General features: G+C 66.3%; 22 protein-coding genes, 1 tRNA gene and 1 pseudogene. 21 read left to right on the top strand and 3 right to left on the bottom strand.

From position 1 onward, the window contains the following. Nucleotides 1-239: 239 nt before the first annotated feature. Nucleotides 240-1,601: an amino acid permease gene (locus ACK5JE_RS10350; RefSeq protein ID WP_416801624.1), complete on the top strand. Its 1,362-nt coding sequence runs from the start codon at nucleotides 240-242 to the stop codon at nucleotides 1,599-1,601. 49 nt (nucleotides 1,602-1,650) lie between these two features. On the opposite strand, the gene ACK5JE_RS10345 is transcribed toward ACK5JE_RS10350, so the two are convergent. After that, complete coding sequence (locus ACK5JE_RS10345; RefSeq protein WP_416801623.1) at nucleotides 1,651-2,436, bottom strand: IclR family transcriptional regulator; 786 nt, start codon at nucleotides 2,434-2,436, stop codon at nucleotides 1,651-1,653. Between the two features lie 216 nt (nucleotides 2,437-2,652). On the opposite strand from ACK5JE_RS10345, the gene gabD reads away from it, so the two are divergent. From gabD to ACK5JE_RS10300, 9 genes and pseudogenes are all read left to right on the top strand, one after another. After that, nucleotides 2,653-4,107 (top strand): NADP-dependent succinate-semialdehyde dehydrogenase, encoded by a 1,455-nt coding sequence (gene gabD, locus ACK5JE_RS10340; RefSeq protein WP_416801622.1) that lies wholly within the window; start codon nucleotides 2,653-2,655, stop codon nucleotides 4,105-4,107. Nucleotides 4,108-4,297: 190 nt separating this feature from the next. After that, entirely contained in the window at nucleotides 4,298-5,380 is a 1,083-nt protein-coding gene (locus tag ACK5JE_RS10335; RefSeq protein WP_416801667.1) for an MraY family glycosyltransferase, read from the top strand. Nucleotides 5,381-5,423: 43 nt separating this feature from the next. Further along, nucleotides 5,424-6,698, top strand: a complete 1,275-nt coding sequence (gene tviB / locus ACK5JE_RS10330; RefSeq protein ID WP_416801621.1) for a Vi polysaccharide biosynthesis UDP-N-acetylglucosamine C-6 dehydrogenase TviB — start codon at nucleotides 5,424-5,426, stop codon at nucleotides 6,696-6,698. Nucleotides 6,699-6,706: 8 nt separating this feature from the next. Next, the gene (locus ACK5JE_RS10325; protein ID WP_416801620.1) at nucleotides 6,707-7,732 is read left to right on the top strand and encodes an SDR family oxidoreductase; all 1,026 of its coding nucleotides are present in this window, start codon (nucleotides 6,707-6,709) and stop codon (nucleotides 7,730-7,732) included. Between the two features lie 42 nt (nucleotides 7,733-7,774). After that, nucleotides 7,775-9,124, top strand: a complete 1,350-nt coding sequence (gene murJ, locus ACK5JE_RS10320) for a murein biosynthesis integral membrane protein MurJ (protein WP_416801666.1) — start codon at nucleotides 7,775-7,777, stop codon at nucleotides 9,122-9,124. Between the two features lie 80 nt (nucleotides 9,125-9,204). Then, a complete protein-coding gene (locus ACK5JE_RS10315; RefSeq protein ID WP_416801665.1) occupies nucleotides 9,205-10,305 on the top strand; it encodes a glycosyltransferase family 4 protein in 1,101 nt (366 codons plus the stop codon). Next, a complete protein-coding gene (locus ACK5JE_RS10310; RefSeq protein ID WP_416801619.1) occupies nucleotides 10,306-11,451 on the top strand; it encodes a glycosyltransferase family 4 protein in 1,146 nt (381 codons plus the stop codon). Further along, nucleotides 11,348-12,541, top strand: a pseudogene (locus ACK5JE_RS10305) (glycosyltransferase); the annotation flags it as partial. The gene ACK5JE_RS10310 and the pseudogene ACK5JE_RS10305, both read left to right, overlap by 104 nt. Nucleotides 12,542-12,835: 294 nt before the next feature. After that, nucleotides 12,836-13,957, top strand: coding sequence for a glycosyltransferase family 4 protein (locus tag ACK5JE_RS10300; RefSeq protein ID WP_416801664.1), 1,122 nt, complete (start codon nucleotides 12,836-12,838; stop codon nucleotides 13,955-13,957). 245 nt (nucleotides 13,958-14,202) lie between these two features. Here the strand turns inward: ACK5JE_RS10300 and ACK5JE_RS10295 are convergent, their stop codons facing one another. Continuing rightward, nucleotides 14,203-15,588 (bottom strand): phosphomannomutase/phosphoglucomutase, encoded by a 1,386-nt coding sequence (locus tag ACK5JE_RS10295; RefSeq protein ID WP_416801618.1) that lies wholly within the window; start codon nucleotides 15,586-15,588, stop codon nucleotides 14,203-14,205. A 110-nt stretch (nucleotides 15,589-15,698) separates the two neighbouring features. Between ACK5JE_RS10295 and ACK5JE_RS10290 the strand changes: the two genes are divergently transcribed. Continuing rightward, nucleotides 15,699-17,114, top strand: a complete 1,416-nt coding sequence (locus ACK5JE_RS10290; RefSeq protein ID WP_416801617.1) for an FAD-binding oxidoreductase — start codon at nucleotides 15,699-15,701, stop codon at nucleotides 17,112-17,114. Between the two features lie 123 nt (nucleotides 17,115-17,237). Beyond that, nucleotides 17,238-17,588, top strand: a complete 351-nt coding sequence (locus ACK5JE_RS10285) for a RidA family protein (protein ID WP_416801616.1) — start codon at nucleotides 17,238-17,240, stop codon at nucleotides 17,586-17,588. A gap of 53 nt (nucleotides 17,589-17,641) precedes the next feature. Here the strand turns inward: ACK5JE_RS10285 and mutM are convergent, their stop codons facing one another. Beyond that, complete coding sequence (mutM, locus tag ACK5JE_RS10280; protein WP_416801615.1) at nucleotides 17,642-18,469, bottom strand: bifunctional DNA-formamidopyrimidine glycosylase/DNA-(apurinic or apyrimidinic site) lyase; 828 nt, start codon at nucleotides 18,467-18,469, stop codon at nucleotides 17,642-17,644. A gap of 84 nt (nucleotides 18,470-18,553) precedes the next feature. On the opposite strand from mutM, the gene ACK5JE_RS10275 reads away from it, so the two are divergent. The 9 genes from ACK5JE_RS10275 to ychF all read left to right on the top strand — a co-directional run bounded on the left by ACK5JE_RS10275 (nucleotide 18,554) and on the right by ychF (nucleotide 26,473). Beyond that, entirely contained in the window at nucleotides 18,554-20,329 is a 1,776-nt protein-coding gene (locus tag ACK5JE_RS10275) for a tetratricopeptide repeat protein (RefSeq protein WP_416801614.1), read from the top strand. 14 nt (nucleotides 20,330-20,343) lie between these two features. Beyond that, entirely contained in the window at nucleotides 20,344-20,958 is a 615-nt protein-coding gene (locus tag ACK5JE_RS10270; RefSeq protein WP_416801613.1) for an outer membrane lipoprotein LolB, read from the top strand. A 14-nt stretch (nucleotides 20,959-20,972) separates the two neighbouring features. After that, nucleotides 20,973-21,944, top strand: coding sequence for a 4-(cytidine 5'-diphospho)-2-C-methyl-D-erythritol kinase (ispE, locus tag ACK5JE_RS10265; RefSeq protein ID WP_416801612.1), 972 nt, complete (start codon nucleotides 20,973-20,975; stop codon nucleotides 21,942-21,944). 5 nt (nucleotides 21,945-21,949) lie between these two features. Then, a tRNA-Gln gene (locus ACK5JE_RS10260) sits at nucleotides 21,950-22,026 on the top strand. A gap of 101 nt (nucleotides 22,027-22,127) precedes the next feature. Then, a complete protein-coding gene (locus tag ACK5JE_RS10255) occupies nucleotides 22,128-23,078 on the top strand; it encodes a ribose-phosphate pyrophosphokinase (protein WP_416801611.1) in 951 nt (316 codons plus the stop codon). 111 nt (nucleotides 23,079-23,189) lie between these two features. Continuing rightward, the gene (locus ACK5JE_RS10250) at nucleotides 23,190-23,813 is read left to right on the top strand and encodes a 50S ribosomal protein L25/general stress protein Ctc (protein WP_416801610.1); all 624 of its coding nucleotides are present in this window, start codon (nucleotides 23,190-23,192) and stop codon (nucleotides 23,811-23,813) included. 96 nt (nucleotides 23,814-23,909) lie between these two features. Next, nucleotides 23,910-24,509, top strand: a complete 600-nt coding sequence (pth, locus tag ACK5JE_RS10245) for an aminoacyl-tRNA hydrolase (RefSeq protein WP_416801609.1) — start codon at nucleotides 23,910-23,912, stop codon at nucleotides 24,507-24,509. 10 nt (nucleotides 24,510-24,519) lie between these two features. Next, nucleotides 24,520-25,308 carry a type II CAAX prenyl endopeptidase Rce1 family protein gene (locus tag ACK5JE_RS10240; RefSeq protein WP_416801608.1) on the top strand — a complete coding sequence of 263 codons (789 nt, stop codon included), beginning with the start codon at nucleotides 24,520-24,522 and terminating at the stop codon, nucleotides 25,306-25,308. 73 nt (nucleotides 25,309-25,381) lie between these two features. Continuing rightward, the gene (gene ychF, locus ACK5JE_RS10235; RefSeq protein WP_416801607.1) at nucleotides 25,382-26,473 is read left to right on the top strand and encodes a redox-regulated ATPase YchF; all 1,092 of its coding nucleotides are present in this window, start codon (nucleotides 25,382-25,384) and stop codon (nucleotides 26,471-26,473) included. Nucleotides 26,474-26,475: the final 2 nt, after the last annotated feature.

Genomic DNA, 26,475 nt, shown 5'->3' with positions numbered 1-26,475 from the left:
TTTCATCGATTTGGAAAATGACGAAAGTTTCAAAATGTATTTTTAAGTATGGAATCGATTTTTGCATTCAGTCATTTTTAAAAAAATTAACTAAAACCATTTGGAGCGGGCTGGATTGAATCTCGCGGTTCCTGGTGGTATTTTCCTTGCCTTTCTTGCGTGGCTGGTTTCTCCTGTCACAAACGGCGGGACAGGCGGATCGGCGCTTTTTCCTGTTTTGTCCCATGTCCCTGGTGCCTATGCTCCCTCTCACCCCATCCGCCCCGGAATCCCGTCTGCCGCGCGTCTTGAGTCTCGGGCAGCTGTCCATGGTCGGCTTCGGCGCGGTGATCAGCTTTGGCCTGGTCTCGGGCACGGTCTTTCCGCTCGCGTTCTCGGGGCCCGCCGCCGTGTGGGCCTACCTGGCCGCCGTCATCGTGCTGATGCTGCTGGTCAGCTGCATGGCCGCGCTCACCATGGCCGGCCCGCGCCCCAGCTCGTTCAGTGAGGCGGTTGCGTGCCGGCTGGGCCGGGGGGCGGGCAGTTTCACGCGCGGGGCCTATTTCCTGACAGTGACCGCGATCATCGGTACCGAAATCGCCTTTCTGCCGTCTGTCCTCAGAGCCTGGATGCCGGGACTGCCGAACTGGCTGATCGGTCTTGGCGGCCTCAGCCTGCTGGCGCTGGTGGTCGGCCATGGCGCGCGGTCGTTTGCCCGGGTGGAGGCCGCGCTGTCCGTGATCAAGATCGGCGCGTTGCTCGGCCTGCTGGTGATGAGTGTGCGGGTCATCGGGGGCGAGGCGGATCTGGCGGGGTTGAGCGCAAGCTGGCTTCAGAGCATGCCGCTCGCGGATGCCGGCTCGCTGTGGGCCTCGTTCATCCTGGCGACGCTCGGTATCGTGGGGATCGAGTCCTTGTCGCTGGCCGCCCGCGAGACCGCCGCCGAGCCGGCGGTGCTGCGCGCGCGTCTGGTGACCGTGTCCCGATGGCTGGCCGTGCTGGTCTGGGTGACGGTTGCCCTCACCAGTCTGCTGATTCACACAGGGAACGTGTCGTTGCGGCTGTCGCCGGCGGAGTACCTGCTGACGTTTGTGTCGGTCCCGCACGCCCGGTCGTTGTTCAGTGTGCTGGTGGCCGTCACGGTGCTTTCCGTCGTCAATAGCCAGCTTTTCAGCGCGGCGCGCACGCTCTACGAGGCGGCCAGGGCGGGAGAGCTGCCCAGGCGTCTCGGCCGTCTCGATGCGGGCAGCCCCCGGGTGGCGACGCTGGCGGCTTTCCTGTGTTCGGCTGTCGTATTCATGGCAGCCGCGCACGACCTGCTCGATGTCTTCCGGCTCGCCACGGCGATCGCGACGACAGGCGCCTTGGCTGTCTGGGCGATGATTTTCATGGCGACCTGGCGCGGTCCCCGGGGTGATGAGGCCGGAGGATGTCAGCCGCTGGTGCGTGGCCAGGCGCTTCTGGGCCTGTTGGTTACGCTGCTGATGATGGTTTCGCTGCCGTTCATGGATTTTTTCGGTCCCGTGCAATGGATGTCCGGGGTGCCGGTGCTGCTGGTCCTGGGGGTCGGCGCGGCTCTGCTCGCTGCTTATCGGCGCCGGAAAACCGCCGTGGCTGCCTAGATCGCGCGGGTTTTATGTCACCGCGCGGGTGCTGGGTTCCCCGCCTCACTCATTGAGGGCGCCATGCGCCCAGGCGTTCGGACAGGCGGTCGGCGAGCTTGCGGATGGCATGTCCGGCGCGTTCTTCGAGTGCGGGATTGGCTTCCAGGGAGCGGATGCTGACGGCCACCCCGGCCACGGCTTCGGGATGATGCGAGTCGAAAACCGGCGCGCCAAAACAGTACATGCCGTCGCGTACCCCTTCGCGGTCGGTGGAATACTGCTGCCGCCGGATCTGTTGCAGTTCTGCGATGGCCGAGGCCGTGTCGCGCAGACCGTGGCGGGTCAGGGGCGCGGGCCAGCCGCCGGGCTGGTGGTCCAGCAGTTGCCGCGCACTGGCATCCGGCAGGGTGCTGAGCATGGCCAGCCCCGTGGCGGTATAGACAGCCGGCAGGCGCATGCCGGCGTGGAACCGCAGTCCCAGCGGATGTTTGCCATTACGGCAGGCGATATACACGACCTCGGTGCCGTCGCGCACCGACAAGGTGATGGTTTCTTCCGGCAGGACGCGCATGTCGTCCCAGGAGGCAAAGAATTCCTGGGTGATGTCCAGTCGCGTCAGAAAGGCATTGGCCCACATCATGACATGCGGGCCGAGCGTCATCTGGCCGCCGTCCAGCCGCGTGATCAGATTCAGGTGCTCCAGGGTGGTGCACAGACCATGCAGACTGCTTTTGGGCAGTTGCAGAGTTCTGGCCAGCTCGGCCAGCGTGACGGGATGGCCGGTGCGGGCCAGAAGATCCAGCACGGAGGAGGCGCGGGCAACGGCGGGTGCGAGGATTTTTTGAGCTTGCATGCAACAGACCATGAGAGGGGAGGCGCGTCGACCCGTCGCGGACGGGCGTCGCCCGGAGGACGGCGGGGGCCGAATCGTCACGAGTCGGTTCAGCGCGTGACAGGGGAGGCAGGGCGTCACAGCGGATTGACGCCTGACGCGACGGCCCGTTATGATCAAGGCGTTCATTCCATAAAACAGCGTTCATTATATTGAACGATTAACCGGGGCGCAAGGATGTTGAAACTGAATAAACCCGATCTGCTGCGTCAGCAGGCCTATCTCAATGGCCGCTGGTGCGATGCGGATTCCGCTGAAACCATCGCCGTCACCAATCCGGCAACCGGGGAACTGCTGGGGACGGTCCCCCGCATGGGCGCGGCGGAAACGCGCCGGGCCATCGAGGGGGCGCAGGCGGCCTGGGCCGCCTGGCGGGCGATGACCGCCAAGGAGCGCGCCGCCATCCTGCGGCGCTGGTTCGATCTGATGACTGCGCATACGCAGGACCTGGCCCTGATCATGACGGCCGAACAGGGCAAGCCCTTGAGCGAGTCGCGGGGCGAGATCGCCTACGGCGCCGCGTTCCTGGAGTGGTTCGCCGAAGAAGGCAAGCGGGCCTATGGCGATGTGATCCCCTCGTTCGCCAAGGATCGCCGGATCGTGGTCACCAAAGAGCCCATCGGCGTCTGCGCCGCCATCACCCCCTGGAATTTCCCTTCCTCCATGATCACCCGCAAGGCCGGCGCCGCACTGGCGGCGGGCTGCCCGCTGGTGGTCAAGCCGGCGGAACAGACGCCGTTCTCCGCGCTGGCACTGGCCGTGCTGGCCGAGGAAGCCGGGGTGCCGGCGGGCGTGTTCTCCGTGCTGACCGGAGATGCCCCGGCCATCGGCGGCGAGATGACATCGAGCCCGCTCGTGCGCAAGGTCTCCTTCACCGGCTCGACCGAGGTCGGGCGTTTGCTGATGGGCCAGTGCGCCCCCTCGATCAAGAAACTCTCCCTGGAACTGGGCGGCAATGCGCCTTTCATCGTGTTCGACGATGCCGACCTGGATGCCGCCGTGGAGGGCGCCATCGCCAGCAAATACCGCAACGCAGGGCAGACCTGCGTGTGCACCAACCGATTCTACGTTCAGGACGCGGTCTATGACGCCTTCAGCCGCAAGCTGGTGCAGGCGGTCGGCAAGCTGCGGGTCGGCAACGGGATGGAGGACGGCGTCACGCAGGGACCGCTGATCGATGAGGCGGCCGTGACCAAGGTCAAGGAGCACATTGCCGATGCCGTCGCGCAGGGGGGGCGCATTCTGGTCGGGGGGCAGCCTCACGCATTGGGGCACACTTTTTTCGAGCCGACGGTGGTGGCCGATGCGCTGCCCACGATGAAATTCGCCCGGGAGGAAACCTTTGGTCCCCTGGCACCTCTGTTCCGTTTCAGCGACGATGCCGACGTCATCCGCATGGCAAACGAGACGGAATATGGTCTGGCCGCCTATTTCTACAGCCGTGACATCGGTCGCGTCTGGCGGGTCGCCGAGGCACTGGAATATGGCATGGTGGGCATCAACACCGGACTGATTTCCAATGAGGCCGTGCCCTTTGGCGGGGTCAAGCAGTCCGGTCTGGGGCGCGAGGGGTCTCATTACGGCCTGGACGACTATCTGGTCGTCAAGTATCTGTGCATGGGCGGGCTGTGAGCCGTTGGCCGTCCAGGGCGGCGGCCTTGCTCGTCCACCGCGCCGCCCTTTTGTTGCATTTGTATCCGCTGCGCCGCACCACGAGTTACAAAATTGGTCGATAATCTCGTTTTGCCTGAACGGGGTTTAATTGAACGCCTCCAACTTGTCCGCAACGCTGAGCTGGCCCCTCATCGGGATCGTGGCTTTCATGGTCGGTGGCCTGATCGTGGTGTCGGAGCGCTGGCACGTTCGCCTGACGGGCGATACGGACATGCACAAGCCACAGGCCATGCACGCCCGTGCGGCTCCGCGTGTCGGCGGGCTGGCGGTGGTGGCCGGCAGTCTGGCCGGCCTGCTGGTTCTGGGGCCCAGCAACATGACGCTGACCTGGCTGTGGCCGGCCTTGTTCGTTTCCGCGCTGCCGGTGTTCGTGGCCGGTCTGCTCGAGGACATCACCAAGGACATCGGTTCCGGCAAACGCCTGCTGGCGGCTTTCGTCTCGGCCGCGATCGCCTGGTGGCTGCTCGGCGGCGTATCGCGCGTGGGCGTGTCGTGGGCCGACACCCTGTTGTCGACCTGGCCGATCATCTCGCTGCTGTTCACCATGGTGGCGGTCGGTGGCTGCACACACGCGCTGAACATCATCGATGGCATGAATGGTCTGGCGGGCATGATCGCCACCCTCATGGCGGTGTCGCTCGCCCTGGTCGCTTGGCAGGTCCAGGACATTCCCATTTTCCTCATCGCCACGTCGCTGGCCTCGGCAACCCTCGGTTTCCTGGTCTGGAACTTCCCCTTTGGCCGCGTTTTCCTGGGTGATGGCGGGGCGTATTTCGTCGGCTTCATGCTGGCCGAGCTGGCCGTGCAACTGGTCGTGCGCAATCCCGGCGTGTCGCCCTTCTATGCGCTGGCCGTGCTGTTCTACCCTGTCTTCGAGACGATGTTTTCCATCTGGCGGCGCAAATTCAAGCGCGGTGTGCCGGTCGATCAGCCGGACGCGCTGCATCTGCATCAACTGGTCTTCCGCCGCCTGGTGCGCATCACGTTCAGCCGCGACAGCCGCCATGCGCTGCCGGCGCTGTGCAATGCGATGACTTCGCCCTATCTGTGGGTGCTGGCCCTGATCGGGCTGGTGCCGGCCACGCTCTGGTGGGACAACGCCTGGATTTTGTGCCTCAGCATGGGCGCCTTCGCCGGGGCCTATATCTGGCTGTACATCCGTCTCGTGACCTGGCGGCGGCCGCGCTGGCTGCTGCTGCCCTCGGTGGGCCGCAGCGCGCGGCACGATTAAAATTTCATCCTGATCAATCGGCGTCGATGCCGTGGAGAACCAAATGAACATTCAGGACGTCCGTCTGGCCGTCGTCGGCCTGGGATATGTGGGCCTGCCGCTGGCGGTCGAATTCGGCAAGCACCGCGATGTGCTGGGTTTCGACATCAATACGCGCCGCATCGAGGAACTGCGCGCCGGCCGCGATCACACGCTGGAGGTCGATGGACCGGAACTCGCCCTGGCCGCCAAGCTGCGCTATTCGGCCGATCCTGCCGAGCTGGCGAGCGCCAATGTGTTCATCGTCACAGTTCCTACGCCCATCGACGAGTACAAGCAGCCGGACCTGACGCCGCTGGAGCGCGCCAGCGAGACCATCGGCCGCATCCTCAAGCGCGGCGATATCGTCATCTATGAATCCACGGTCTATCCCGGGGCGACCGAAGAGGTCTGCGTGCCGGTGCTCGAGCGCATTTCGGGCCTGAAATTCAACGTCGATTTCTACGCGGGTTACAGCCCCGAACGCATCAACCCGGGTGACAAGCAGCATCGCGTCTCCACCATCCGCAAGGTCACCTCGGGCTCCACGCCCGAAGTCGCCGATTTGGTTGACGCGCTCTACCGACAGATCATCACGGCCGGGACGCACAAGGCGCCCTCGATCAAGGTCGCCGAGGCGGCCAAGGTCATCGAGAATACCCAGCGCGATGTGAACATCGCCCTGATCAACGAGCTGGCACTGATCTTCAATCGCCTGGGCATCGACACGCTGGATGTGTTGCAGGCCGCCGGCACCAAATGGAATTTCCTGCCCTTCCGGCCCGGGCTGGTCGGCGGACATTGCATCGGTGTCGATCCGTACTACCTGACCCACAAGGCGCAGTCGATCGGTTATCACCCCGAAATCATCCTGGCGGGCCGTCGCCTGAACGACTCCATGGGGGGTTATGTGGTGTCCCAGCTGGTCAAGGCCATGACCAAGCGCCGCATCCAGGTGCAGGGTTCGCGTGTGCTGGTGATGGGGCTGACGTTCAAGGAAAACTGCCCCGATCTGCGCAACACCCGGGTGGTGGATATCGTGCGCGAACTGGGTGAATACAGCATCGAAGTGGATGTCTACGATCCCTGGGTCGATCCCGCCGAGGCACAGCACGAATATGGCCTGACGCCGGTTTCCAAACCTGCCGAGGGCGCGTATGACGGCATCATCCTGGCGGTGGCGCACGAACAGTTCGCCGCCATGGGCGCCGCCGCGCTGCGCGCATTGGGCAAGCCCGAGCACGTGCTGTACGACCTGAAATACGTACTCGCCGCGGGCGAGTCCGATCTGCGTCTCTGAGGCCGGACATGACTTCACGCTTTGAATCCCTTCAGACCGCATTGCGCGCGCAGCCCCGCACCTGGCTGGTGACGGGCTGCGCCGGTTTCATCGGCTCCAATCTGCTGGAGGCCCTGCTGGGTCTGGGGCAGAGCGTGGTCGGCCTGGATAATTTTTCGACCGGCTACCCGCACAATCTGGATGAGGTCGAATCCCGTGTGGGGGCCGAGGCATGGGCGCGCTTTCGTTTCATCGAGGGCGACATCCGCGACCTGGACACCTGCGCGCAGGCGGTCAGGGGCGTGCGTCACGTGCTGCATCAGGCGGCGCTGGGCTCTGTGCCGCGTTCGCTGAACGACCCGCTGACCACCAATGCGGTCAACGTGGGGGGGCAGCTCAACATGCTGGTGGCGGCGCGTGATGCGCAGGTCGAATCCTTTGTCTATGCCGCCTCCAGTTCGACCTATGGCGATCATCCGGGCCTGCCCAAGGTCGAGGACCTGATCGGCAAGCCGCTGTCGCCGTATGCGGTCACCAAGTACGTCAACGAACTGTACGCCGATGTCTTCGCCCGCGCCTATGGCGTCAAGGCCGTCGGCCTGCGCTATTTCAATGTGTTCGGCCAGCGTCAGGACCCGGACGGCGCCTATGCCGCCGTGATCCCGAAATGGGTGTCGTCCATGATCCGCGACCAGGAGGTCGTGATCAATGGCGACGGTGAGACCAGCCGTGATTTCTGCTACATCGACAATGTCGTTCAGGCCAACCTGCTGGCGTCCCTGGCCGGCCCCGAGGGCGTCAATCAGGTCTACAACGTGGCCTTCAATGCACGGACTTCGCTCAATCAGTTGTTCGAGCACCTGCGCGACATCCTGGGGCGCAACGGCGTGACCTATGCGCGCGCGCCCCGTCATGCCGATTTCCGGGCGGGCGATGTGCGCCATTCCCAGGCCGACATCGGCAAGGCGCGCAACCTGCTGGGCTATGACCCACAGTTCGACATCCTGTGCGGCCTGGAAGTCGCCATGCCCTGGTATGTCCGGTTTCTCAGCTGACCATGATGCGCGGGTCTGAGGCGTGACCGGGAGCCTGTCGTGATCGCGCCGCTCAAGCGCCGGATGGCGGGGCTGCACGCGGATCATCGTCGCATCGCCCTGGGGGCGGCCCGCGTTGCTTTTTTCCTGTTGATGGGCAAGGCTGTGGGCGCGGTCAAGGAAATGGCGGTGGCTTACCGCTACGGCGTCAGCGATGCCGTGGATGCCTATCAGTTCACGCTGACGATCGCCAACTGGCTGCCGGTGACGCTGGTCGGCGCCTGCTCGGTGGTGCTGATCCCGGCGCTGGTGCGCAGCCGCCAGGGCGAGTCGGCCCTGCATGGCCGGTTTCTGGGCGAGCTGCAAGGCTGGGCCTGGCTGCTGGGCGCGGCCGTCGCCGTCCTGTTGGGGCTGGCCTGGCCATTCGTGCTGGATGTGGCGGGGCAGGGCCTCTCGCCGACCGTGCGTGACATGAGCCTGCTGCTGATCCTGGGTTTCGCGCCCGCTGCTCTCTTCACGATCTGGACGGGACTGGGCGCCGCGCGCCTGCGGGCGCACGAACGCCACATCAATACCTTGCTCGACAGCGTGCCCGCGCTGTCGATCCTGGTCTGTGTGCTGGCCGCGCCCGCCGGTGCCGGCGTCCTGCCACTGCTCTGGGGGACCTTGCTGGGCTACGCGATCCAGGCCGTCTGGCAGCACCTCCTGGCGCAGCGCGCCGATCATGTGCAGGCGCCGCCGCGCCTGAGCCGCAGCGCGCCGCAATGGTCCAGCCTGGCCGCCGCTGCCGGCATCATGCTGGTGGGGCAACTGGCCATGAGCTTCGTCGGCCCCATCGATCAGTACACGGCCGCTCAACTGGGCGACAACGCCAATGCGACCCTGGGCTATGCGACGCGGCTGCTGTCGCTGATGATCGGGCTGGGAGCCGCCTCGGTCGGCCGCGCGGCGCTGCCCGTGCTGGCCGATATTCAAGGCCGCGGCGATGCGGCGCATGCTCGCGCGATGGCCTTGAAATGGTCGTTCGCGCTGCTGGTGATCGGCGCCATCGTGGTGCTGATCGGCTGGTGGCTGGCGCCGTGGCTGGTGTCGCTGCTGTTCGAGCGCGGCGCTTTCACGGCGCAGGACACGGTCGCGGTGGCGCATGTCCTGCGCTGGGGCATGCTGCAATTGCCCTTTTATTTCGGCGTGCTGATTCTGGTGCAACTGCTGGCCAGCCAGAACCGCTACGGCTGGATGGCCGCCATCGCCGTGCTGAATTTCTGCGTCAAGGCCTGGATGAATACGGCCCTGGCGCCGTCCATGGGGACGGCGGGCATCATGCTGGCGACGGCGCTCATGTACGCCCTGTCCTATGTCTGCTATCTGGGGCTGGCCGGGCGTGCGGTTCCCCTGAAGGGGGCGGCGTCATGAGCCTGACGGATCGTTCTGGACACAGCGGCGCGTGCGGGCCGCAAGACGGCCGTTGCGCGGATGCCGACGCCGTCGATCTGATGATCGTGATCCATTCGCTGCGTGGTGGCGGCGCCGAGCGGGTAGCCGTGGATCTGGCCGCGGGCTGGCTGGCCAGAGGCTGCCGGGTGATGCTCGTGACCCAGACGGATGACCGTCAGGATGCCTATCCCTTGCCCGAAGGCGTGCGACGTCATGCCCTGGGCCTGGCCGGCGACAGCGCAGGTCCGGTGGGCGCCCTGTGGGGCAACCTCCTGCGGGTCCGGGCGCTGCGCCGGCTGGTGCGGCGTCATCGGCCGGCGGTCGTGCTGGGCATGATGACCCGGGGCTCCGTGTTGGCCGTTCTGGCCGCACGCGGCCGCAGCCGTGTGATCGCCACCGAGCATGCGCATCCGCCCAGCCTGCCGCTGCCCGCATTCTGGGAACGGCTGCGCCGCTGGACGTATCCGCGGGCCGACGCGGTCATTGCCTTGACCCGGGGGACCGCGCAGTGGCTCGATGCGCACCTGCCCGGCGTCCACGCGCAGGTGATCCCGAATGCGGTCCGCTGGCCCTTGGTCGAGGGCCAGCCGGTGGTGGAACCGTCCCGCGCACCGGGACGTCACCGGCTGCTGGCTGTGGGCCGCCTGCATCCGGTCAAGGGCTTCGATCACCTGTTGCGGGCCTTCGCCCAGCTGGCCGGGCCGTTTCCCGATTGGGATCTGGTCATTCTGGGCGAAGGCGAGCAGCGGTCGGCGCTGGAAGCCCTGCGTGACGAGTTGGGTCTGGACAGTCGCGTCAGTCTGCCGGGGCGCGTCGGCAACATGGCCGTCTGGTATGGCGCCGCCGATCTGTATGTGCTCAGTTCGCAGGCCGAAGGCCTGTCGAATACGCTCATCGAGGCCATGGCCTGCGGCTTGCCGTGCGTGGCCACCGATTGTGACACGGGCCCCAGGGAAATCATTCGCGAGGGTCTGGATGGCGTGCTGGTCCGGCCCGTCGACGATCCCGACGCGCTGGCGGCGGGGCTCGCCCGGTTGATGGCCGATGCCGGGTTGCGGTCGCGGCTGGCGGGCCGGGCCGTCGACGCCCGCGACCGCTTCGGCACCGCGCGCATCATGGCCCTGTGGGAGCAGGTGTTCCAGGGCGAGAGGGTCTGCTAGATGAAGCGCCTGTTTCTCGTCAGCTCCATGCATGGAGGCGGCGCCGAGCGGGTTGCCGCCACCCTGGCCAACGCCTGGGCGCGGCGTGGCGATGAGGTCACCCTGGTGTGCTGCTATTCCGGTCGAGGACGCTGCGACCAGACGCTGGATCCAGGGGTGCGCCTGTTGTGGCTGGCGGACCGGGTTCGTGGCCCGGCCTGGCTGCGGCCCCTGGCCAAGCTCGCCGCCTTGCGGCGGTTGGCGCGCGAATGCCGGCCCGACCAGGTGCTGTCTTTTCTCACCAACGTCAACGTGTCGGCGCTGCTGGCGCTGCGCGGCACGGGGTTGCCCGTCGTCGTCGGCGAGCGTACCGATCCGGCTCACAGCGTCAATCTGGAATCCAGCCTGCGCTGGCTGCGGCGCTGGACCTACCCCTGGGCGCGCCGTGTCGCCGTGCAGACCCGGCGCAGCGCGTCCCATCTGCTGCAGGTGGCGCCGGGTGTGCGCCGTGTGGCGGTCATCCCCAATCCGCTTCCCGACGGCCTGCCCGGCTGCCGGACGCATGAGCCCGTCGGACCCCGCCATACGCTGGCCGCCCTGGGGCGCTTCAATCATGTCAAGCAGTTCGACCGTTTGATCGAATGTTTTGCCACGCTGGCCCCGCAGTGTCCGGACTGGGACTTGTGCATCTGGGGGGACGGTGCCCAGCTCGAGGCATGCCGGACCCGCGTCCGGGCGTTGGGACTGGAATCCCGCATCCGGCTGCCCGGCTTCAGCCGGACCCCCTGGGAGGACCTGGCCGCGGCGCATGCCTTTGTGCTGAATTCCCGCGTCGAGGGCTTCCCGAATGCTCTGCTCGAGGCCATGGCGCTGGGGCTGCCTTGCGTGGCAACGGACTGCCCCTCCGGCCCGTCCGAGCTGACGCTGGGCGGCCGGCTGGCGGAACTGGTGCCTCTGGATGATGAACCGGCGCTGGCCCGGGCCCTGTGCCGGGTGATGTGCGCTGATCCGGACGAACGCGAGGTCCGGGGCCGCGCAGCGTCCGAATCGGTCCGTGCCCGTTATGGTCTGGACGCCGTTCTGCGGGCCTGGGATGATGCCTGGACAGAGACGGACGGGATGCTCGGTGCCGAGCGCGAGGACGACGCCTCCCGGACGCGCCCCTGATGGCCCTGTGGGCCGAGGATATGCCATGAATGAAAACGAAGCGGGCCTGCCCGCCATTTCCGAACCAGCCGCCGGACAGGTGTCGGGGGCGGAGACCGCGCCCCTGCGGGTCATCCATGTGATTTCAGGTCTGCTGCATGGCGGCGCCGAGACCGTGCTGTTGCGCCTGACGACAGCGCCGGGCGGCACAGTTCAGCATACCGTGGTGTCCATGCGCGGCGAGGGTGTCATGGGCGCGCGGCTGCGCGAGGCGGGTGTCGAGGTGGTCTGCCTGGACATGCAGGGCTGGGCCGGGAACATCCGGGGGGTGTGGCGGCTGATCCGGCTGTTGCGCGCGCGCCGTCCCGATGTGGTGCAGACCTGGATGTATCATGCCGACCTGATCGCCGGTCTGGCGGCGCGTCTGGCCGGTATTCGCGCCGTGGCCTGGGGCGTGCGCAATTCGGGGGTCAGCCTGGGCGAGAGCAGCCGCTCCTCCCGCATGGCGGCCTGGGTTTGCGCGCGCGTGTCGAGCTGGGTGCCGGGGGTGATCATCGCTTGCGCCCGCAAGGCCGCCGAGGTCCATCGGGCCTGGGGCTATCGTGCTGACCGGATGCTGGTCGTGCCCAATGGCTACGATCTGGATGTCTGGCATCCGGATGCGTCGGGCGCGGCCGAACTGCGCGCCCGCTGGGGCGTGTCCGAGGGCGCGCCGTTGCTGGGCAGCGTGGCGCGCTGGAATCCCCTCAAGGACCATGAGAATCTGCTGGCGGCATTGGCCTTGTCCGTGCGTGCCCATCCGGACCTGCGCTGTGTGCTGATCGGGCTGGGCATGTCGCGCGACAACGCGGATCTGATCGCCATGGCGCGGCATTATGGCCTGCTCGATCATTTGATCTTTCTCGGCCGTCGCGACGATGTGCCCGAGTTGATGCGGGTGCTGGACATTCATGTGTTGTCGAGCAAGGCCGAAGGATTTCCCAATGTGGTTTCCGAGGCGATGGCCTCCGGCGTGGCCTGCGTGGTGACCGACGTGGGCGATGCGGCCGATATCGTGGGCGAGCATGGTTGGGTCGTGCCGCCAGGCGATGCGTCGGCGCTGTCGGTGGCCATCGGTCAGGCGGTGGCGGCTGTGCGCGCTCCGGCATGGCCGGCGCGCCGTGATGCGGCACGGGCCTCCGTCGAGCAGCGTTTCAGCTTGCGGGCCATGACAGATCGGTATGAGATCGTCTGGCGCCGGCTGGCGGCGGATTTTCCCACCGCCGGAACAGAGCGCAGGACAGGCGGTTCGGCCAAGGCCGGGGCGTGCGATCCGGCGGGGGGGGCGGCCTCCGTGGCGGCAGCGGGCGAGGCGGGGACTGCGACGGCGGCAGGCACGACGGCGCATGGATCGGACGCCCCCCGGCTGCTGTTCTTCATCACCAATCCGGCGTTTCTGGTGTCGCATCGGCTGCCGGTCGCCCTGGCCGCCCGCGATGCGGGCTATGAGGTGCATGTGGCCTCCATGGGCGGTCCGGCCGTGGCGCAGCTCGAGGCGCTGGGCCTGACGCATCATGCGCTGCCGCTGTCGCGCACCAGCATGCGGCCCTGGACCGAGGCGCGCAGCTTGTGGGCGATCTGGCGCCTGTTTCGTCGGCTGCGGCCCAACCTCGTGCATGCCGTTACGCTCAAGTCCGTGCTGTACGGCGGTATTGTCAGCCGCCTGGCCGGGGTGCCCGCCTACGTCGCGGCCATTTCCGGCCTGGGCTATGTCTTCATCCAGGGATCCGGACGGCGTGACGTGCTGCGGCGTCTGGCCCTGATCCTGTATCGCCTGGCGCTGGGGCATCCGAACAGCCGGGTGATTCTTCAGAATACGGCGGACCGCGATGTGCTGGAACAGGCTGGCGCCATTCGCTCCGGTCAGGCCGTGCTGCTGCGCGGCTCGGGTGTCGATCTGGACCACTATGCGCCTGCCCCCTGGCCGCCGGGTCCCGTGACGGTGGCGTTGGCCGCCCGATTGCTGCGTGACAAGGGGGTCGATGAATTCGTGGAGGCGGCCCGCCTGTCGTCCGCGCGGGGAGATGGCTTGCGCTGGCGTCTCGCGGGCAGTCTGGATCTCGAAAATCCGGCCTCGGTCAGACCGGAGACCTTGCGGGCCTGGCAGGCGGAAGGCGTGATCGAATACGTCGGTGAATGCGCGGATGTGGCGGGCTTTTACGCGCAGGCGCACATCGTGACGCTGCCGTCCTATCGCGAGGGCCTGCCCAAGTCCCTGATCGAGGCGGCTGCTTGTGGCCGGCCGGTGGTGACGACGGACGTGCCGGGGTGCCGGGATGCGATCGAGCCCGGGGTCAGCGGTGTGCTGGTGCCGCCCCGGAATGCGCAGGCGCTGGCGGATGCGGTCGCGACGCTGGCGGGGGACGAGGCGCTGCGGATTCGCATGGGCGATGCGGGCCGGGCGCTGGCCGAACGCGATTTCGGCCTGGACGGGATCGTCCGGTCACACCTGGATATTTACCGGGACCTGGCGCCTCCAGGCCGTTAAGTTCTATCGAGTCGCTACGGTGTTGTTTGGCAGACCCCGCCTTCCATTTGAGGCGGGGTCTGTTTTTTTGCGAAGAAGATCCGTGTTTCCCAACGCAGCTGGAGGCTGCCCGATCCTACACTCATGCCGGGGCACGTTTCGTTGCGTTGAGTGTCATTACGGCAGGCGGCGGTCAGTCTGTCTGATTCAGGAATTTCGCACAGGAGCCGATCAGACGACGGCGGTTGACGTCCGCGCGAACCACATCAGAACGGCAGTTCCCGCCCCGGCAGCAACGCGGTGATGGCTGCGCGGAACTCGTCCTGGATCCGCGTCAGCGCCTCGGGCGTATCGCCTTCGAAGCGCAGTACCACCACCGGGGTCGTGTTCGAGGCGCGCGCCAGGCCGAAGCCATCCGGATATTCGGCGCGGATGCCATCGATGATGACGCGGTCGGTGGCGCCGGGAAAGCAGCCCTCGGTCTGCAGGCGACGAATGAATTCATGCGGCTCGCCTTCGGCCATGGGCAGCTTCAGTTCGGGGGTGGAGATCCCCTGAGGCAGAGACTCGAGCGTGGCGCTCGGGTCATCGCTGCGCGACAGGATTTCCAGCAGGCGCGCGCCGGCATAGAGGCCGTCGTCGAATCCATGCCAGCGCTCCTTGAAGAAAATATGTCCGCTCATCTCGCCGGCCAGGGGCGCGCCGGTCTCGGCCAGGCGGGCCTTGATCAGTGAGTGTCCGGTCTGCGACATCAGCGGTGTGCCGCCGGCCTCCTGGATGGTCCGGCTCAGGTGGCGGCTGCATTTGACGTCGAAAATGATGGCGGCACCCGGCACGCGTTGCAGGATGTCGCGGGCGAACAGGATCATCTGGCGGTCGGGCCAGATGATCTGCTCCGAGCGGGTGACCACGCCCAGGCGGTCGGCATCGCCGTCGAAGGCCAGCCCCAGCTCGCAATCGGTGTCGCGCAGGTGGTCGATCAGATCTTGCAGGTTGGCCGGATCGGCGGGGTCGGGGTGATGGTTGGGGAACTGGCCGTCGACCTCGCAATACAGTTCATCGACCGTACAGCCCAGCGCCCGGAACAAGCGGGCCGCGGCCACGCCGCCCACCCCGTTGCCGCAGTCGATGGCAATGCGCATGGGACGCGCCAGCCGGACATGGTCCGTGATCTCGCGGATGTAGGTCTCCACCATGTCGTTGGCGACATTCTGGCCCGGGGTCGTGCCCGAGGGCGCCTGGATGCCGTCCATGGCCTGGCGCAGGGCCTGAATGTCATCGCCGTGGAGGGTGCGCCCCGCCATCATCATCTTGAATCCGTTGTAGTCGGGCGGATTGTGACTGCCGGTGACGGCGACCCCCGAGCCGCTGCCCTCATGATGTGCGGCGTAATACACCAGAGGCGTGTGCGCCAGGCCCAGGTCCACCGTGTCGATCCCGCCCGCGTGCAGGCCGGACTTGAGGGCCTGGGCCAGTCCGGGGCTGCTCAGGCGTCCGTCGTAGCCGACTGCCAGACTGCGCACGCCTTCGCGCCGGGCCCGGGCGGCCAGGGCCAGCCCCAGGCGGTGGGCGAAAAGCTCATTGAGCTGCGTGGGCACAGTGCCGCGGATGTCATAGGCCTTGAAGACGGCGGGGGGCAGGGGATGGTTCATGGCAGTGGGATGGGGAATGACTCGGCTGCAGTCATTATCGCCGATTACAATCAAAGGCTCTTTCCCTCGAAAGACGCCTTTCATCGCTGGACCGCTGGATTATGAAAACCATGGATCATCTGGATGCTTTGCGCGCGACGGTCGGCGCCGCGCAGGTGCTGACCGGCGCGGATGCGCTGCCCTGGGAAACCGACTGGCGCGACCGCTATCACGGCCGGTCGCTGGCGGTCGTGCGGCCCGGTACGGTCGACGAGGTGTCCGCCGTCGTGCGCCAGTGCGCGCAGGCGGGGTTGCCCGTGATTCCTCAAGGGGGCAATACCGGCCTGTGCGGCGGCGCGACCCCCGATGATTCCGGCCGCGCGGTGATTCTTTCGTTGCAGCGTCTGAACAGGATCCGCGGCATCGACACCGACAATGACACGATGGAAGTCGAGGCCGGCTGCATCCTGCAGTCCGTGCAACAGGCCGCACGCGAGGCCGGCCGGCTGTTTCCGCTCAGCCTGGCGGCCGAGGGCAGTTGCACCATCGGCGGCAACCTGGCCACCAATGCGGGCGGCACGCAGGTGCTGCGCTATGGCAACATGCGCGAACTGACCCTGGGACTGGAGGTGGTGACGGCGCAGGGCGACATCTGGCATGGCCTGCGCGGTCTGCGCAAGGACAACACCGGCTATGCTCTGCGCGACCTGTTCATCGGCAGCGAGGGCACCCTGGGCATCATCACGGCGGCGACCCTCAAGTTGCATCCGCTGCCGGTCGCACGCTGCACCGCGTTGCTGGCGCTGGATTCGATCGGGTCGGCCGTGGCCATGTTGAGCCGGGCCCGTTCCGGTCTGGGCGCTTCGCTGACCGGGTTCGAGTTGATGGCCGGCGATTGCCTGCAGGACGTGGTGCGGTGTTTTCCGCAGCAGCGCCTGCCTTTCGAGGGGCCGTCGGCCGCCATGCCCTGGTACGCGTTGCTGGAGCTGTCGGACAGCGAGTCCGAGGCCCACGCCCGTGAGCGCTTCGAGGTCGTGGTGGGCGAGGCCATCGAGGCGGGCATCGTGCTGGATGCGGTGATTGCCGAATCCATGGCGCAAAGCCATGCCCTCTGGCATCTGCGCGAGAGCATCCCCCTGGCGGAAAAGGAATCGGGCAAGAGCATCAAGCACGACGTCTCGATTCCGGTCTCCCGCATGGCGGCGTTCGTCCTGGATACCAATGCCGCGCTGCAGGCTGCCTTTCCGGGGATCCGCCACGTGATTTTCGGGCATCTGGGCGATGGCAACCTGCATTACAACGTCGCGCGTGGCGCGGACTGGGACGAAGGCCAGTTGCTGGCGCGTCAGGATGCCGTCTACGAACTGGTGCATGACCGCGTGCATGCCGTGGGCGGATCGATCAGCGCGGAACACGGCGTGGGACAGCTCAAGCGCGATGTGCTGCCGCGCTACAAGGATCCGGTCGAAATGGCGTTGATGCATCACATCAAGGCGGCGCTGGACCCCCGGGGCCTCATGAATCCGGGCAAGGTGCTTGCCGGATGAGCGCGGCCGCCGCTCGGCCGCCTGGTGCGCCAGGCCGCGTCGGGCGGGCCATGCCGGGTCGAGCCGTGTCCGGATTCCAGGCTATGATGGCGCCGGTTTTCATTTTTTTGGGAAGCTGTCCTGATGACCATTCAGCGTATTGAACCCGGCGTTCGCATGAGCGAGGCCGTCATCCATGGCAACACGGTCTACCTTTCGGGCCAGGTGGGTCACGAGGGCGATGACATCCAGACCCAGACGCGCACGGCGCTGGCCGAAGTCGATCGCGTGCTGGCCAAGGTCGGCAGCCACAAGTCTCGTATCCTCCAGGCCACCATCTGGCTGGCCGACATCGCTGACTTCGAAGTCATGAATCCGGTCTGGGAGGCCTGGATCGATCCGGCCAATCCGCCGGCGCGCGCCACGGGCGAGGCCCGTCTGGCTGCGCCAGGCCTGAAATTCGAAGTCATCGTCGTCGCCGCGCTCGGCGATTGAGCGCTACGGCGGGATGCGGCCTGGCGCGTCCTGGTCGCATCCCTTGAGCAGGGTCAGCGTTTCTGGCAACCGGGACAGAAGTAGGTTGCGCGCTGGCCCTGGACAATGCGCCGGATCGGCGTGGCGCAGCGCGGACAAGGCTGGCCGTCGCGCTCATAGACGGTTGCGTGCAGCGTGAAATACGCCCCTGGAGCGCCCTGTGCGTTGACATAGTCGCGCAGGGTGCTGCCGCCCGATTCCAGCGCCCGACCCAGTGTCTGCAGGATGGCCGCGTGCAGCCGGACGCTGCGCGGGCGCGACAGGCGCGCGCCCGGCAGACGCGGGTCGATGCCGGCCAGGAACAGCGACTCCGACGCGTAGATATTGCCCACGCCCACGACGATCCGGCCGCCCAGCAGCAGTTGCTTGACGGATTGGCGGCGGCCTTGCAGTCCCGCATGCAGGATCGCGGGGGTGAAGGCCGGGTCGAAGGGCTCGATGCCCAGTCCGGCCAGCAGCGGATGGGTTGCGAGAGGCCCGGCCTCGGCCGGATGCCACAGGACGGCGCCAAAGCGGCGCGGATCGTGCAGCAGAAAGCGGGCATCGTCGAACCGCCATTCCACATGATCGTGCTTGCGTAGCGGCTCATCCATCGGCACCCGCCGCAGCGAGCCCGACATGCCCAGATGCACGATCTGTGTGCCATGCGGAAAGCGGATCAGCAGGTATTTGCCCCGGCGTTCGCAGGCCAGGACCTCGGTGTCGCGCAGCAGGTCGGGCAGTCCGGCCGGGACCGGCCAGCGCAAGCGGGATTCGTGCACGATCAGGTCGCGCAGGACGCGGCCGGGCATAACCGTGGCAATTCCACGACGGGTTGTTTCGACTTCTGGCAGTTCCGGCATGACGGGGTGATAACATCCTCTTTCGATGACGCAATTTTGCCACCAGACGCGGTCCTTCCTGCGTTCCGGCGATGGTTACCGCCAATGAGATTCCCCGTTTCCGTGATGCCCGTGGTGCTGGCCCTGGCCGCCGCACACGAAACGGCATGGGCTGCTCCCCCCGCAGCCGCGCCGGCCGAGCCGGTCGAGTCCATCCACCTGCGTAGCGGCAAGCCGCCCGCCGTCAATCTCACGCCCGAATTGCTGTATCGCCTGCTGGTGGCCGAGTTGTCGGCTCAGAACGAGCAGTACGATGACGCTGCGCAACAGCTGCTTTCCCTGGCGCGCGACACGCTCGACCCCCGGCTGGCCCGCCGCGCTTTCCAGATGGCCATGACCGGGCGCAATCTGGCGCTGGCGCTGCGCACGGCCCGCGAATGGGCCGCCCTGGATCCATCCAATCCCGAGGCCGTGGCCGCTTCCCTGGCGCTGTCGGCTTCCAGCGGGCAGACCGACGGGCTGGCGCGGACCCTGTCGCGCCGCATCGCTTCGGCCAGCGACCAGGATCGGGCGATCGTCCAGGCGGTCGGGATCGTCTCGAAGATGACGGACAAGCGTCTGGCCCTGGACGTCCTGGAAAAAACCCTGGCGAATGTGTCCGGGACATCGGTATTGGCCCGGCTGGCGCTGTCCGATGCGGCCTGGGCCGCTGGCGAGCCCGTCCGTGCCGTCGATGAGGCCCGCCGCGCCCAGGCCCTGGACCCGACGTCTCAGGATGCGGCCCAGCGCGTGCTGGAATACGGGTTGCGGGTCGAACCCATGCGCGCCATCAAGGACACCTATGCTTTTCTCGATCGCCATCCCGACCAGCGCGGTCTCCAGCTGCTACTGGTCAGCCGCCTGACCGGGCTGGGATCGTACGATGAGGCCCTGAGCCTGCTGGACCGCATGCGCCGGCGCACGCCGGAAGACTTCGCGTTGCTCTATACCGAGGCCGAGGTCAATGCCCGGGCGGGCCGCTACGATGCCGCAAAGAACCTGCTGAACCAGTACATCACGATTCAGCAGCAGCGGCGCCAGTCCCTGCACGACGGCGCCACCAACGCGCAGGCCGACGTGTCCGACGCGCGCCTGCTGCTGGTGCAGATCGCCGAGCGTCAGAACGATCTGCACGAGGCCATCCACCAGTTGCGCAGTATCGACGAGCCGACGCTGATCTTCCAGGCGCGCACGCATGAGGCCGTGCTGTACGGCAAGATGGGCGATCTGAACCGGGCGCGGGCGATCCTGGACGCCATCAAGCCCGCCGACCGCCGCGAACGGGTGGTGACCCGCCTGACCCTGGCGACCATCTACCGGGACGCGGGGCGCACCGATCAGGCGGTCGAACTGCTCAAAGCCGCCGACCTGGAGATGCCCGATACGTCGGAGATCAAATATGATCTGGGCATGCTGCTGCTTCAGCAGGGCAAGACGGCAGAATTCGAGGCCCTGATGCGCCGCGTGATCGAGCTCGATTCCGAGAACGCCAACGCCTACAATTCGCTGGGCTATACCTTCGTCGAGCAGAATCGCAACCTCGACGAGGCGCGCGGTCTGCTGGAGCGGGCGCTCGAGCTCGATCCTGAAAGCGCCTACGTCCTGGACAGCGTGGGCTGGTATCTGTTCCGCATCCGTGATTACCAGGGCGCGCTGGAATACCTGCGCCGGTCCTACGATCAATTGCCTTCGGCCGATGTGGCCGCGCATCTGGGCGAGACGTTGTGGGAACTGGGCCGCCGCGACGAGGCGCGCCGGATCTGGGCCGAAGGCCACAAGGCCGATCCTGACAATGAGGCCCTGAAGGAAACACTGAATCGTCTGGGGGTTCGCCTGCCATGAGCTCGCATCAACGCATGACCTTTGTGCTCCCGTCTTGGCGGCGCGTCCTTGGGATCGCTGCCGTTTTCAGGCGGCTGCGACCCGTCTGGCTGACGCTGATGCTGACCGGCCTGCTGGCCGCCTGCGCCACGCCTGCGCGGATCGGCGGGCAGGGAGCCGCCTTCGAGCGGCAGGGTCGCTTCGCCGTCAATCTGCAACCCCTGGGGGCCGCACCCTATGCCGCGCAAGGCGGATTCTCCTGGCGGGACGACGGACAGGTCCTGCGCCTGGATCTGGTGTCGCCGATGGGCAGCATCCTGGCGCAAATCCGGGTCGAACCGGGCCGGTCCACGCTCGAGCGCAGCGACGGCAGCCGTGATACGGCGGCCACCCCCGACGCTTTGCTGGCCCTGGTGTGGGGGCGTGCCATGCCGGTTTCGGGACTGCGTTACTGGATACGCGGCCTGAGCGCGCCCGGACTCGTCGTCGATGCCAGGCACGACGATCAGGATCGTCTGGCGTCGTTGCGCCAGGATGGCTGGGAAGTCCGCCTGTCGGACTACGATGATCAGGGGCCCGGACGCGTGCGCCTGTCGCGCCGGGACGATCAGGGTCAATGGCGTCTGCAATGGATCGTGGACCGGCCCTAGGGTCGTCGACGCGCATGGCGGTCCTGTACGATGTGCCGGCTCCGGCCAAGCTCAACCTGTTCCTGCATGTCGTCGGACGGCGTCCGGATGGCTACCATCTATTGCAGACCGTCTTTCGCTTTGTGGATCTGTGCGACAGCCTTGATTTCGAGTCCACGGCCGATGGCGTGCTGGCGCGCGAAGGCGAGGGCCTGGCGAGCCTGCCTGCCGATCAGGATCTGGTGCTGCGCGCCGCCTGCGCGCTGCAGCGGGTCACGGGGGCCCGACAGGGCGCGCGCATCCGCTACCGCAAACGGATCCCGGCCGGCGGCGGCCTGGGCGGCGGATCCAGCGATGCCGCCACGACGCTGATCGCGTTGAACCGCCTGTGGGGTACCGGCCTGACGCGCGCCGAGCTCATGCGCCTGGCTCTGCCGTTGGGCGCCGATGTGCCGGTCTTTGTCTTTGGCCGCGCCGCTTTCGCTCAGGGAATCGGTGAGCAGCTGACGGCGGTGGATCTGCCCGAGCGAACCTACTGGATCGTGCGGCCGCAGGCGCATGTCGCCACCGCGGATGTTTTTCGGGCGTCCGATTTGACAAGAAATTCCCGATCGGTAAAAATTACGGACTTTACTGAATGGCAGACAGGGCCGCGCGATAGGCGGGCCGCCGGGTTGTTTCAGAGCAAAAAACCTCTTGATGAGGATGGCGTTCTGGGATGCGATGGCGGGGCGTTTTTCGGTCGCAACGACCTGGAGGCCGTGGTCTTTCGACAGCATCCGGATATCGCCGCGCTCGTGCAGGTGATGCGGGGCGCGGGGGTCGAAATCCGCATGACTGGTTCGGGTTCGTGCCTGTTCGCGGAGTTCCCTGACGCCGCCCGGGCCAGGATGCATCGGGATCAAATAATCAGTAAAATGGAAGACCCGCCCGATGCGGCGATCCAAGGGTCCTGGATATGTCAGGGTCTGGGTGATCACCCTTTGCTGGATTGGGTCGATGATTGAATTATTGGGGAATCGCCAAGCTGGTTAAGGCACCGGATTTTGATTCCGGCATGCGAAGGTTCGAATCCTTCTTCCCCAGCCATCCTTTCCGCGCCAGCGCGCATGCTATCAGGCTGTTGAATCCGCCACCTCCTACGGGAAGGCTGACAACAGCCTTGTCATTTGACAGATTGGTTCGACACCATGGCACAAGACAGATTCATGATTTTCACCGGCACGGCCAATCCCCGACTGGCCGTCGATGTCGTGAATCACCTCGACATGTCCCTGGGCAAGATGACCGTGGGCCGTTTTTCCGATGGTGAGGTCATGGTCGAGATCAACGAAAACGTTCGCGGCAAGGACGTCTTCGTGCTCCAGCCCACCTGTGCGCCGACCAATGACAATCTGATGGAAATCATGGTGATGGTCGATGCCCTGCGCCGCGCCTCCGCGCGCAACATCACCGCCGCCATCCCCTATTTCGGCTATGCCCGCCAGGATCGCCGGCCGCGCTCGGCCCGCGTGTCGATCTCGGCCAAGGTCGTGGCCAACATGCTGCAGGTCGTGGGCGTGGACCGGGTGCTGACCATGGACCTGCACGCAGACCAGATCCAGGGCTTTTTCGACATCCCCGTGGACAACATCTACGCCGGGCCGATTCTGCTGGGTGACATCTGGAGCCGCAATTTCCAGAACCTGGTGGTCGTGTCGCCCGATATCGGCGGTGTGGTGCGCGCCCGGGCGCTGGCCAAGCAGCTCGAATCCGACCTGGCCATCATCGACAAGCGCCGCCCGCGGGCCAATGTGTCCGAGGTCATGAACATCATTGGCGACGTCAATGGCCGTACCTGCCTGATCATGGACGACATGGTCGACACCGCCGGCACGCTGTGCAAGGCCGCACAGGCCTTGAAGGACCGGGGCGCGGGCTCCGTGTATGCCTATTGCACGCATCCCGTGCTGTCGGGCGAGGCCATCAAGCGCATCCACGAGTCGGCGCTGGATGAACTGGTCGTCACCGACACCATTCCGCTGAACGAAGAGGCCCGCGCCTGCCCCAAGATCCGCCAGTTGTCCTGCGCCTCCCTGTTGGGCGAGACCATTCTGCGCATTTCGACGGCCGAATCGGTCAGCTCGCTGTTCGCCGACTGACGGCGACGAGGCAAGATTCATGGCCCCGCGCTGGTCGCGGCGCGGGGTGTTTCGCAGCTTCGGCTGCTTTGTTGTCAGGGGCCTTTCAAGGCCCTCGTTTTGGAGTTTTCCATGAAATTCACCGCCACTTCGCGTAGCGTCCAGGGTTCGAGTGCGAGCCGCCGCCTGCGCCGCGCCGGCCGGGTTCCCGCCATTGTCTATGGCGGCAAGTCCGCGCCTGCCAACATCGAGCTCGACCACAACGAGATCTATCACGCCCTGAACAAGGAAGAATTCCACGCTTCCATCCTGGACATGGTCCTGGACGGCAAGACCGAGCCGGTCCTGGTGCGTGCCACGCAATGGCACCCCTACAAGCCCCTGGTCCTGCACGTCGACTTCCAGCGCGTGGACGCCTCCCAGGCCGTCACCACCCGGGTGCCGGTGCACTATCTGAACGCCGACGTCTGCCCCGCCGTCAAGATGGCCGGTCAGATCGTCACCCACGGTCCCGCCGAGCTCGACATCACCTGCCTGCCGGCCAACCTGCCGCAATTCATCGAAGTCGATCTCGGCGGTCTGGTGGGCAATGCCCGCGTGCACCTGTCGGACGTCACGCTGCCCAAGGGCGTCAAGTTCGTGCCCCACGGCGAGGATACCGATCCGCTGCTGGCTCAGGCGTCCGCGCCCAAGGGCACGACCTCGGACGATGCCGACTCCGCCGCTGACGCCGCCGACGCTTCGGCCGAAGAATAAGCGCGGTTTCAAAAGACCCAGCAAAACCCCCGTCCGGCCCCAGGGCCGGCGGGGGTTTTGTCGTATCATGGGGACTTTTCGGATCCCCCCCTCCCGATGACGACAGCGCCCATCCGCCTCATCGTGGGGCTGGGCAACCCCGGCCCCGAATACGAAACCACACGCCACAACGCCGGATTCTGGCTGGCCGATCATTTCGCCGATGACCTGCGGGCTGATTTCACCCTCGAAAAGCCGTTTTCCGGCTGGGTCGCGCGCGCGCGTCACGCAGGCCAGGCGGTGGTTCTGGCCAAGCCGTCCACTTTCATGAACAAGTCCGGCCAGGCCGTCGGCGCGCTGGCGCGTTTCTACAAGCTGCGGCCCGAGGAGATCCTCGTCCTGCACGATGAGCTGGACCTGCTGCCGGGGGCCGTCAAGCTCAAGTTCGGCGGCGGTCATGCCGGGCACAACGGGTTGCGGGACATCCAGTCCGTGCTGGGCACGCCCGGATTCTGGCGTTTGCGCATCGGCATCGGCCATCCGCGCAGCCTCGGACTGGCCCAGCAGGTGGTCAATTTCGTCCTGCATCCGCCGCGCAAGGACGACATGCCCGGAATCGAGGACGTCATCAACCGCTGCCGCATCGTGCTGCCGCAGCTGCTGGACGGCGCTTTCGATCGCGCCACCGAACGCCTGCACCAGGCCAACCACGCCTGAGCGGCCGGCCATGTCCTTGTTCCAGCGCCCCGCGGATCTGCCCACCATGGGCCAGGAAATCGTCGATTTCCTGCGTTTCGTCGTGCGTCCGCGCCCCGGACCTCGCCTGGGCGGCCGGCGCGCCGGGGCCTGCATCCAGACGGATCTGAGCTTGAACGCGCCCTGGTGGCGGCTGGCCCATTGGGCCGTCTTGCTGTGGCTGGTGAATCTGTTCGTGTTCGCCCCGATGGCGCTGTCGGCCGCCGACGCCACGGGCGCGCAGCATCGGCTGGACCTGCAGAACCTGCCCTGGATGACGGCGCTGATCTGGGCGCCGATCATCGAGGAGTTCACCTTTCGTTATGCCTTGCGCCGCCCGGCAATGCTGTGGTGGTTTGTTCCGTTCATGGCGTCCATCCTGGCCCAGGGCGCTGGCGCGGCCTCGGGGCTCATGGCCGCCGCCGCCGTGCTGCTGGCGCTGGCGCCGGCCTGGTATCCGGCTGGTCATCGCTGGCATGCCGGCTGGCGGCTTTCCTGGCGCGGCCGGCGTCTGGCGCGGCGCGCCTATCCCTGGCTCTTTCATGCCGTGGCGCTGATCTTTGCCGCCGTGCACCTGTTCAATTTCCGCTTCAACGGCATGTCGCTGGTGCTGTTGCCGCTGCTGGTCCTGCCGCAGTGGGTCACCGGACTGGTGCTGGGCTGGATGCGCGTGCGCCGGGGCATCGGCGCCTCGATCGTCCTGCATGCATTCTTCAACAGCGGGCCGTTGGTGCTGATCGGCCTGGTGCTGTACCTGGACCCGCAACTGGCAGTGGGATAGTGGGGCGGATGCGTCGGGCCCTGCGGGTACAATAGCGCCTTGATTTCCATCCCCCTTTTCTTTCAGGTTCCCCATGGCACTGCAATGCGGCATCGTTGGCTTGCCCAACGTCGGCAAATCCACCCTGTTCAACGCGCTGACCAAGGCCGGTATCGCGGCTGAGAACTATCCGTTCTGCACCATCGAGCCCAATGTCGGTGTGGTCGAGGTTCCGGACCCGCGTCTGGCCCGGCTGGCCGCCATCGTCAGCCCCGAGCGCGTCGTGCCCGCCGTGGTCGAGTTCGTCGACATTGCCGGGCTGGTGGCGGGCGCGTCCAAGGGTGAGGGCCTGGGCAACCAGTTCCTGGCCAACATCCGCGAGACCGATGCCATCGTTCATGTCGTACGCTGTTTCGAGGACGAGAACGTCGTTCACGTCGCCGGCCGTGTCGATCCCGTGTCCGACATCGAGGTCATCAACACCGAACTGGCCCTGGCCGACCTGGCGACCGCCGACAAGGCCCTGCAAAAAAACCGCAAGCTGGCCAATTCCGGCGACAAGGAAGCCATCCGCCTGGTGGCCCTGCTGGAGCGCATCATCGCCGTCCTGGATCAGGGCAAGTCTGTGCGCGGCCTGGGCCTGGATGAAGACGAGCTGGCGCTGGTCAAGGGCTATTGCTTCATCACCGCCAAGCGCGCCATGTATGTCGCCAACGTCAGGGACGACGGCTTCCAGGACAACCCTCACCTGAAGGCGGTGCAGGATTACGCGGCGGCGGAGCACGCCCCGGTGGTGGCCGCCTGCGCCGCGATCGAGGCCGAGATCGCCGATCTGGACGACGAGGACAAGACGGTCTTCCTGGAAGACATGGGCATGAGCGAGCCGGGCCTGGACCGCGTCATCCGCGCGGGCTACCAGCTGCTGGGCTTGCAGACCTATTTCACGGCGGGCGTCAAGGAAGTCCGCGCCTGGACGATTCCTGTCGGCGCCACCGCGCCCCAGGCCGCCGGCGTCATCCACACCGATTTCGAACGCGGCTTCATCCGCGCCCAGACTATCGGTTTCGACGATTTCATCGCCTGCAAGGGCGAGCATGGGGCAAAGGACGCGGGCAAGATGCGGGCCGAAGGCAAGGAATATGTCGTGAAGGACGGGGATGTGATGAATTTCCTGTTCAACGTCTGACG

Source organism: Castellaniella sp. (genome assembly GCF_047971665.1).
In the GTDB taxonomy this organism is placed as follows: Bacteria; Pseudomonadota; Gammaproteobacteria; order Burkholderiales; family Burkholderiaceae_B; genus Castellaniella.
The sequence above is the reverse complement of the archived record's forward strand: the minus strand, read 5'-3'. Positions and strand labels throughout refer to the sequence as shown.

Bases quoted from the DNA above. Each gene is read 5' to 3' on its own strand.
- ACK5JE_RS10350 (WP_416801624.1), top strand. From the start codon at position 240: ATGCTCCCTCTCACCCCATCCGCCCCGGAATCCCGTCTGCCGCGCGTC.
- ispE (WP_416801612.1), top strand. From the start codon at position 20,973: ATGGCGGTCCTGTACGATGTGCCGGCTCCGGCCAAGCTCAACCTGTTC.
- ACK5JE_RS10250 (WP_416801610.1), top strand. From the start codon at position 23,190: ATGAAATTCACCGCCACTTCGCGTAGCGTCCAGGGTTCGAGTGCGAGC.
- ACK5JE_RS10335 (WP_416801667.1), top strand. From the start codon at position 4,298: ATGGTCGGTGGCCTGATCGTGGTGTCGGAGCGCTGGCACGTTCGCCTG.
- ACK5JE_RS10240 (WP_416801608.1), top strand. From the start codon at position 24,520: ATGTCCTTGTTCCAGCGCCCCGCGGATCTGCCCACCATGGGCCAGGAA.
- tviB (WP_416801621.1), top strand. From the start codon at position 5,424: ATGAACATTCAGGACGTCCGTCTGGCCGTCGTCGGCCTGGGATATGTG.
- ACK5JE_RS10325 (WP_416801620.1), top strand. From the start codon at position 6,707: ATGACTTCACGCTTTGAATCCCTTCAGACCGCATTGCGCGCGCAGCCC.
- ACK5JE_RS10290 (WP_416801617.1), top strand. From the start codon at position 15,699: ATGGATCATCTGGATGCTTTGCGCGCGACGGTCGGCGCCGCGCAGGTG.
- ACK5JE_RS10270 (WP_416801613.1), top strand. From the start codon at position 20,344: ATGACCTTTGTGCTCCCGTCTTGGCGGCGCGTCCTTGGGATCGCTGCC.
- pth (WP_416801609.1), top strand. From the start codon at position 23,910: ATGACGACAGCGCCCATCCGCCTCATCGTGGGGCTGGGCAACCCCGGC.
- ACK5JE_RS10315 (WP_416801665.1), top strand. From the start codon at position 9,205: ATGATCGTGATCCATTCGCTGCGTGGTGGCGGCGCCGAGCGGGTAGCC.
- gabD (WP_416801622.1), top strand. From the start codon at position 2,653: ATGTTGAAACTGAATAAACCCGATCTGCTGCGTCAGCAGGCCTATCTC.
- ychF (WP_416801607.1), top strand. From the start codon at position 25,382: ATGGCACTGCAATGCGGCATCGTTGGCTTGCCCAACGTCGGCAAATCC.
- ACK5JE_RS10255 (WP_416801611.1), top strand. From the start codon at position 22,128: ATGGCACAAGACAGATTCATGATTTTCACCGGCACGGCCAATCCCCGA.
- ACK5JE_RS10285 (WP_416801616.1), top strand. From the start codon at position 17,238: ATGACCATTCAGCGTATTGAACCCGGCGTTCGCATGAGCGAGGCCGTC.
- ACK5JE_RS10310 (WP_416801619.1), top strand. From the start codon at position 10,306: ATGAAGCGCCTGTTTCTCGTCAGCTCCATGCATGGAGGCGGCGCCGAG.
- ACK5JE_RS10295 (WP_416801618.1), bottom strand. From the start codon at position 15,588: ATGAACCATCCCCTGCCCCCCGCCGTCTTCAAGGCCTATGACATCCGC.
- mutM (WP_416801615.1), bottom strand. From the start codon at position 18,469: ATGCCGGAACTGCCAGAAGTCGAAACAACCCGTCGTGGAATTGCCACG.
- ACK5JE_RS10275 (WP_416801614.1), top strand. From the start codon at position 18,554: ATGAGATTCCCCGTTTCCGTGATGCCCGTGGTGCTGGCCCTGGCCGCC.
- ACK5JE_RS10345 (WP_416801623.1), bottom strand. From the start codon at position 2,436: ATGCAAGCTCAAAAAATCCTCGCACCCGCCGTTGCCCGCGCCTCCTCC.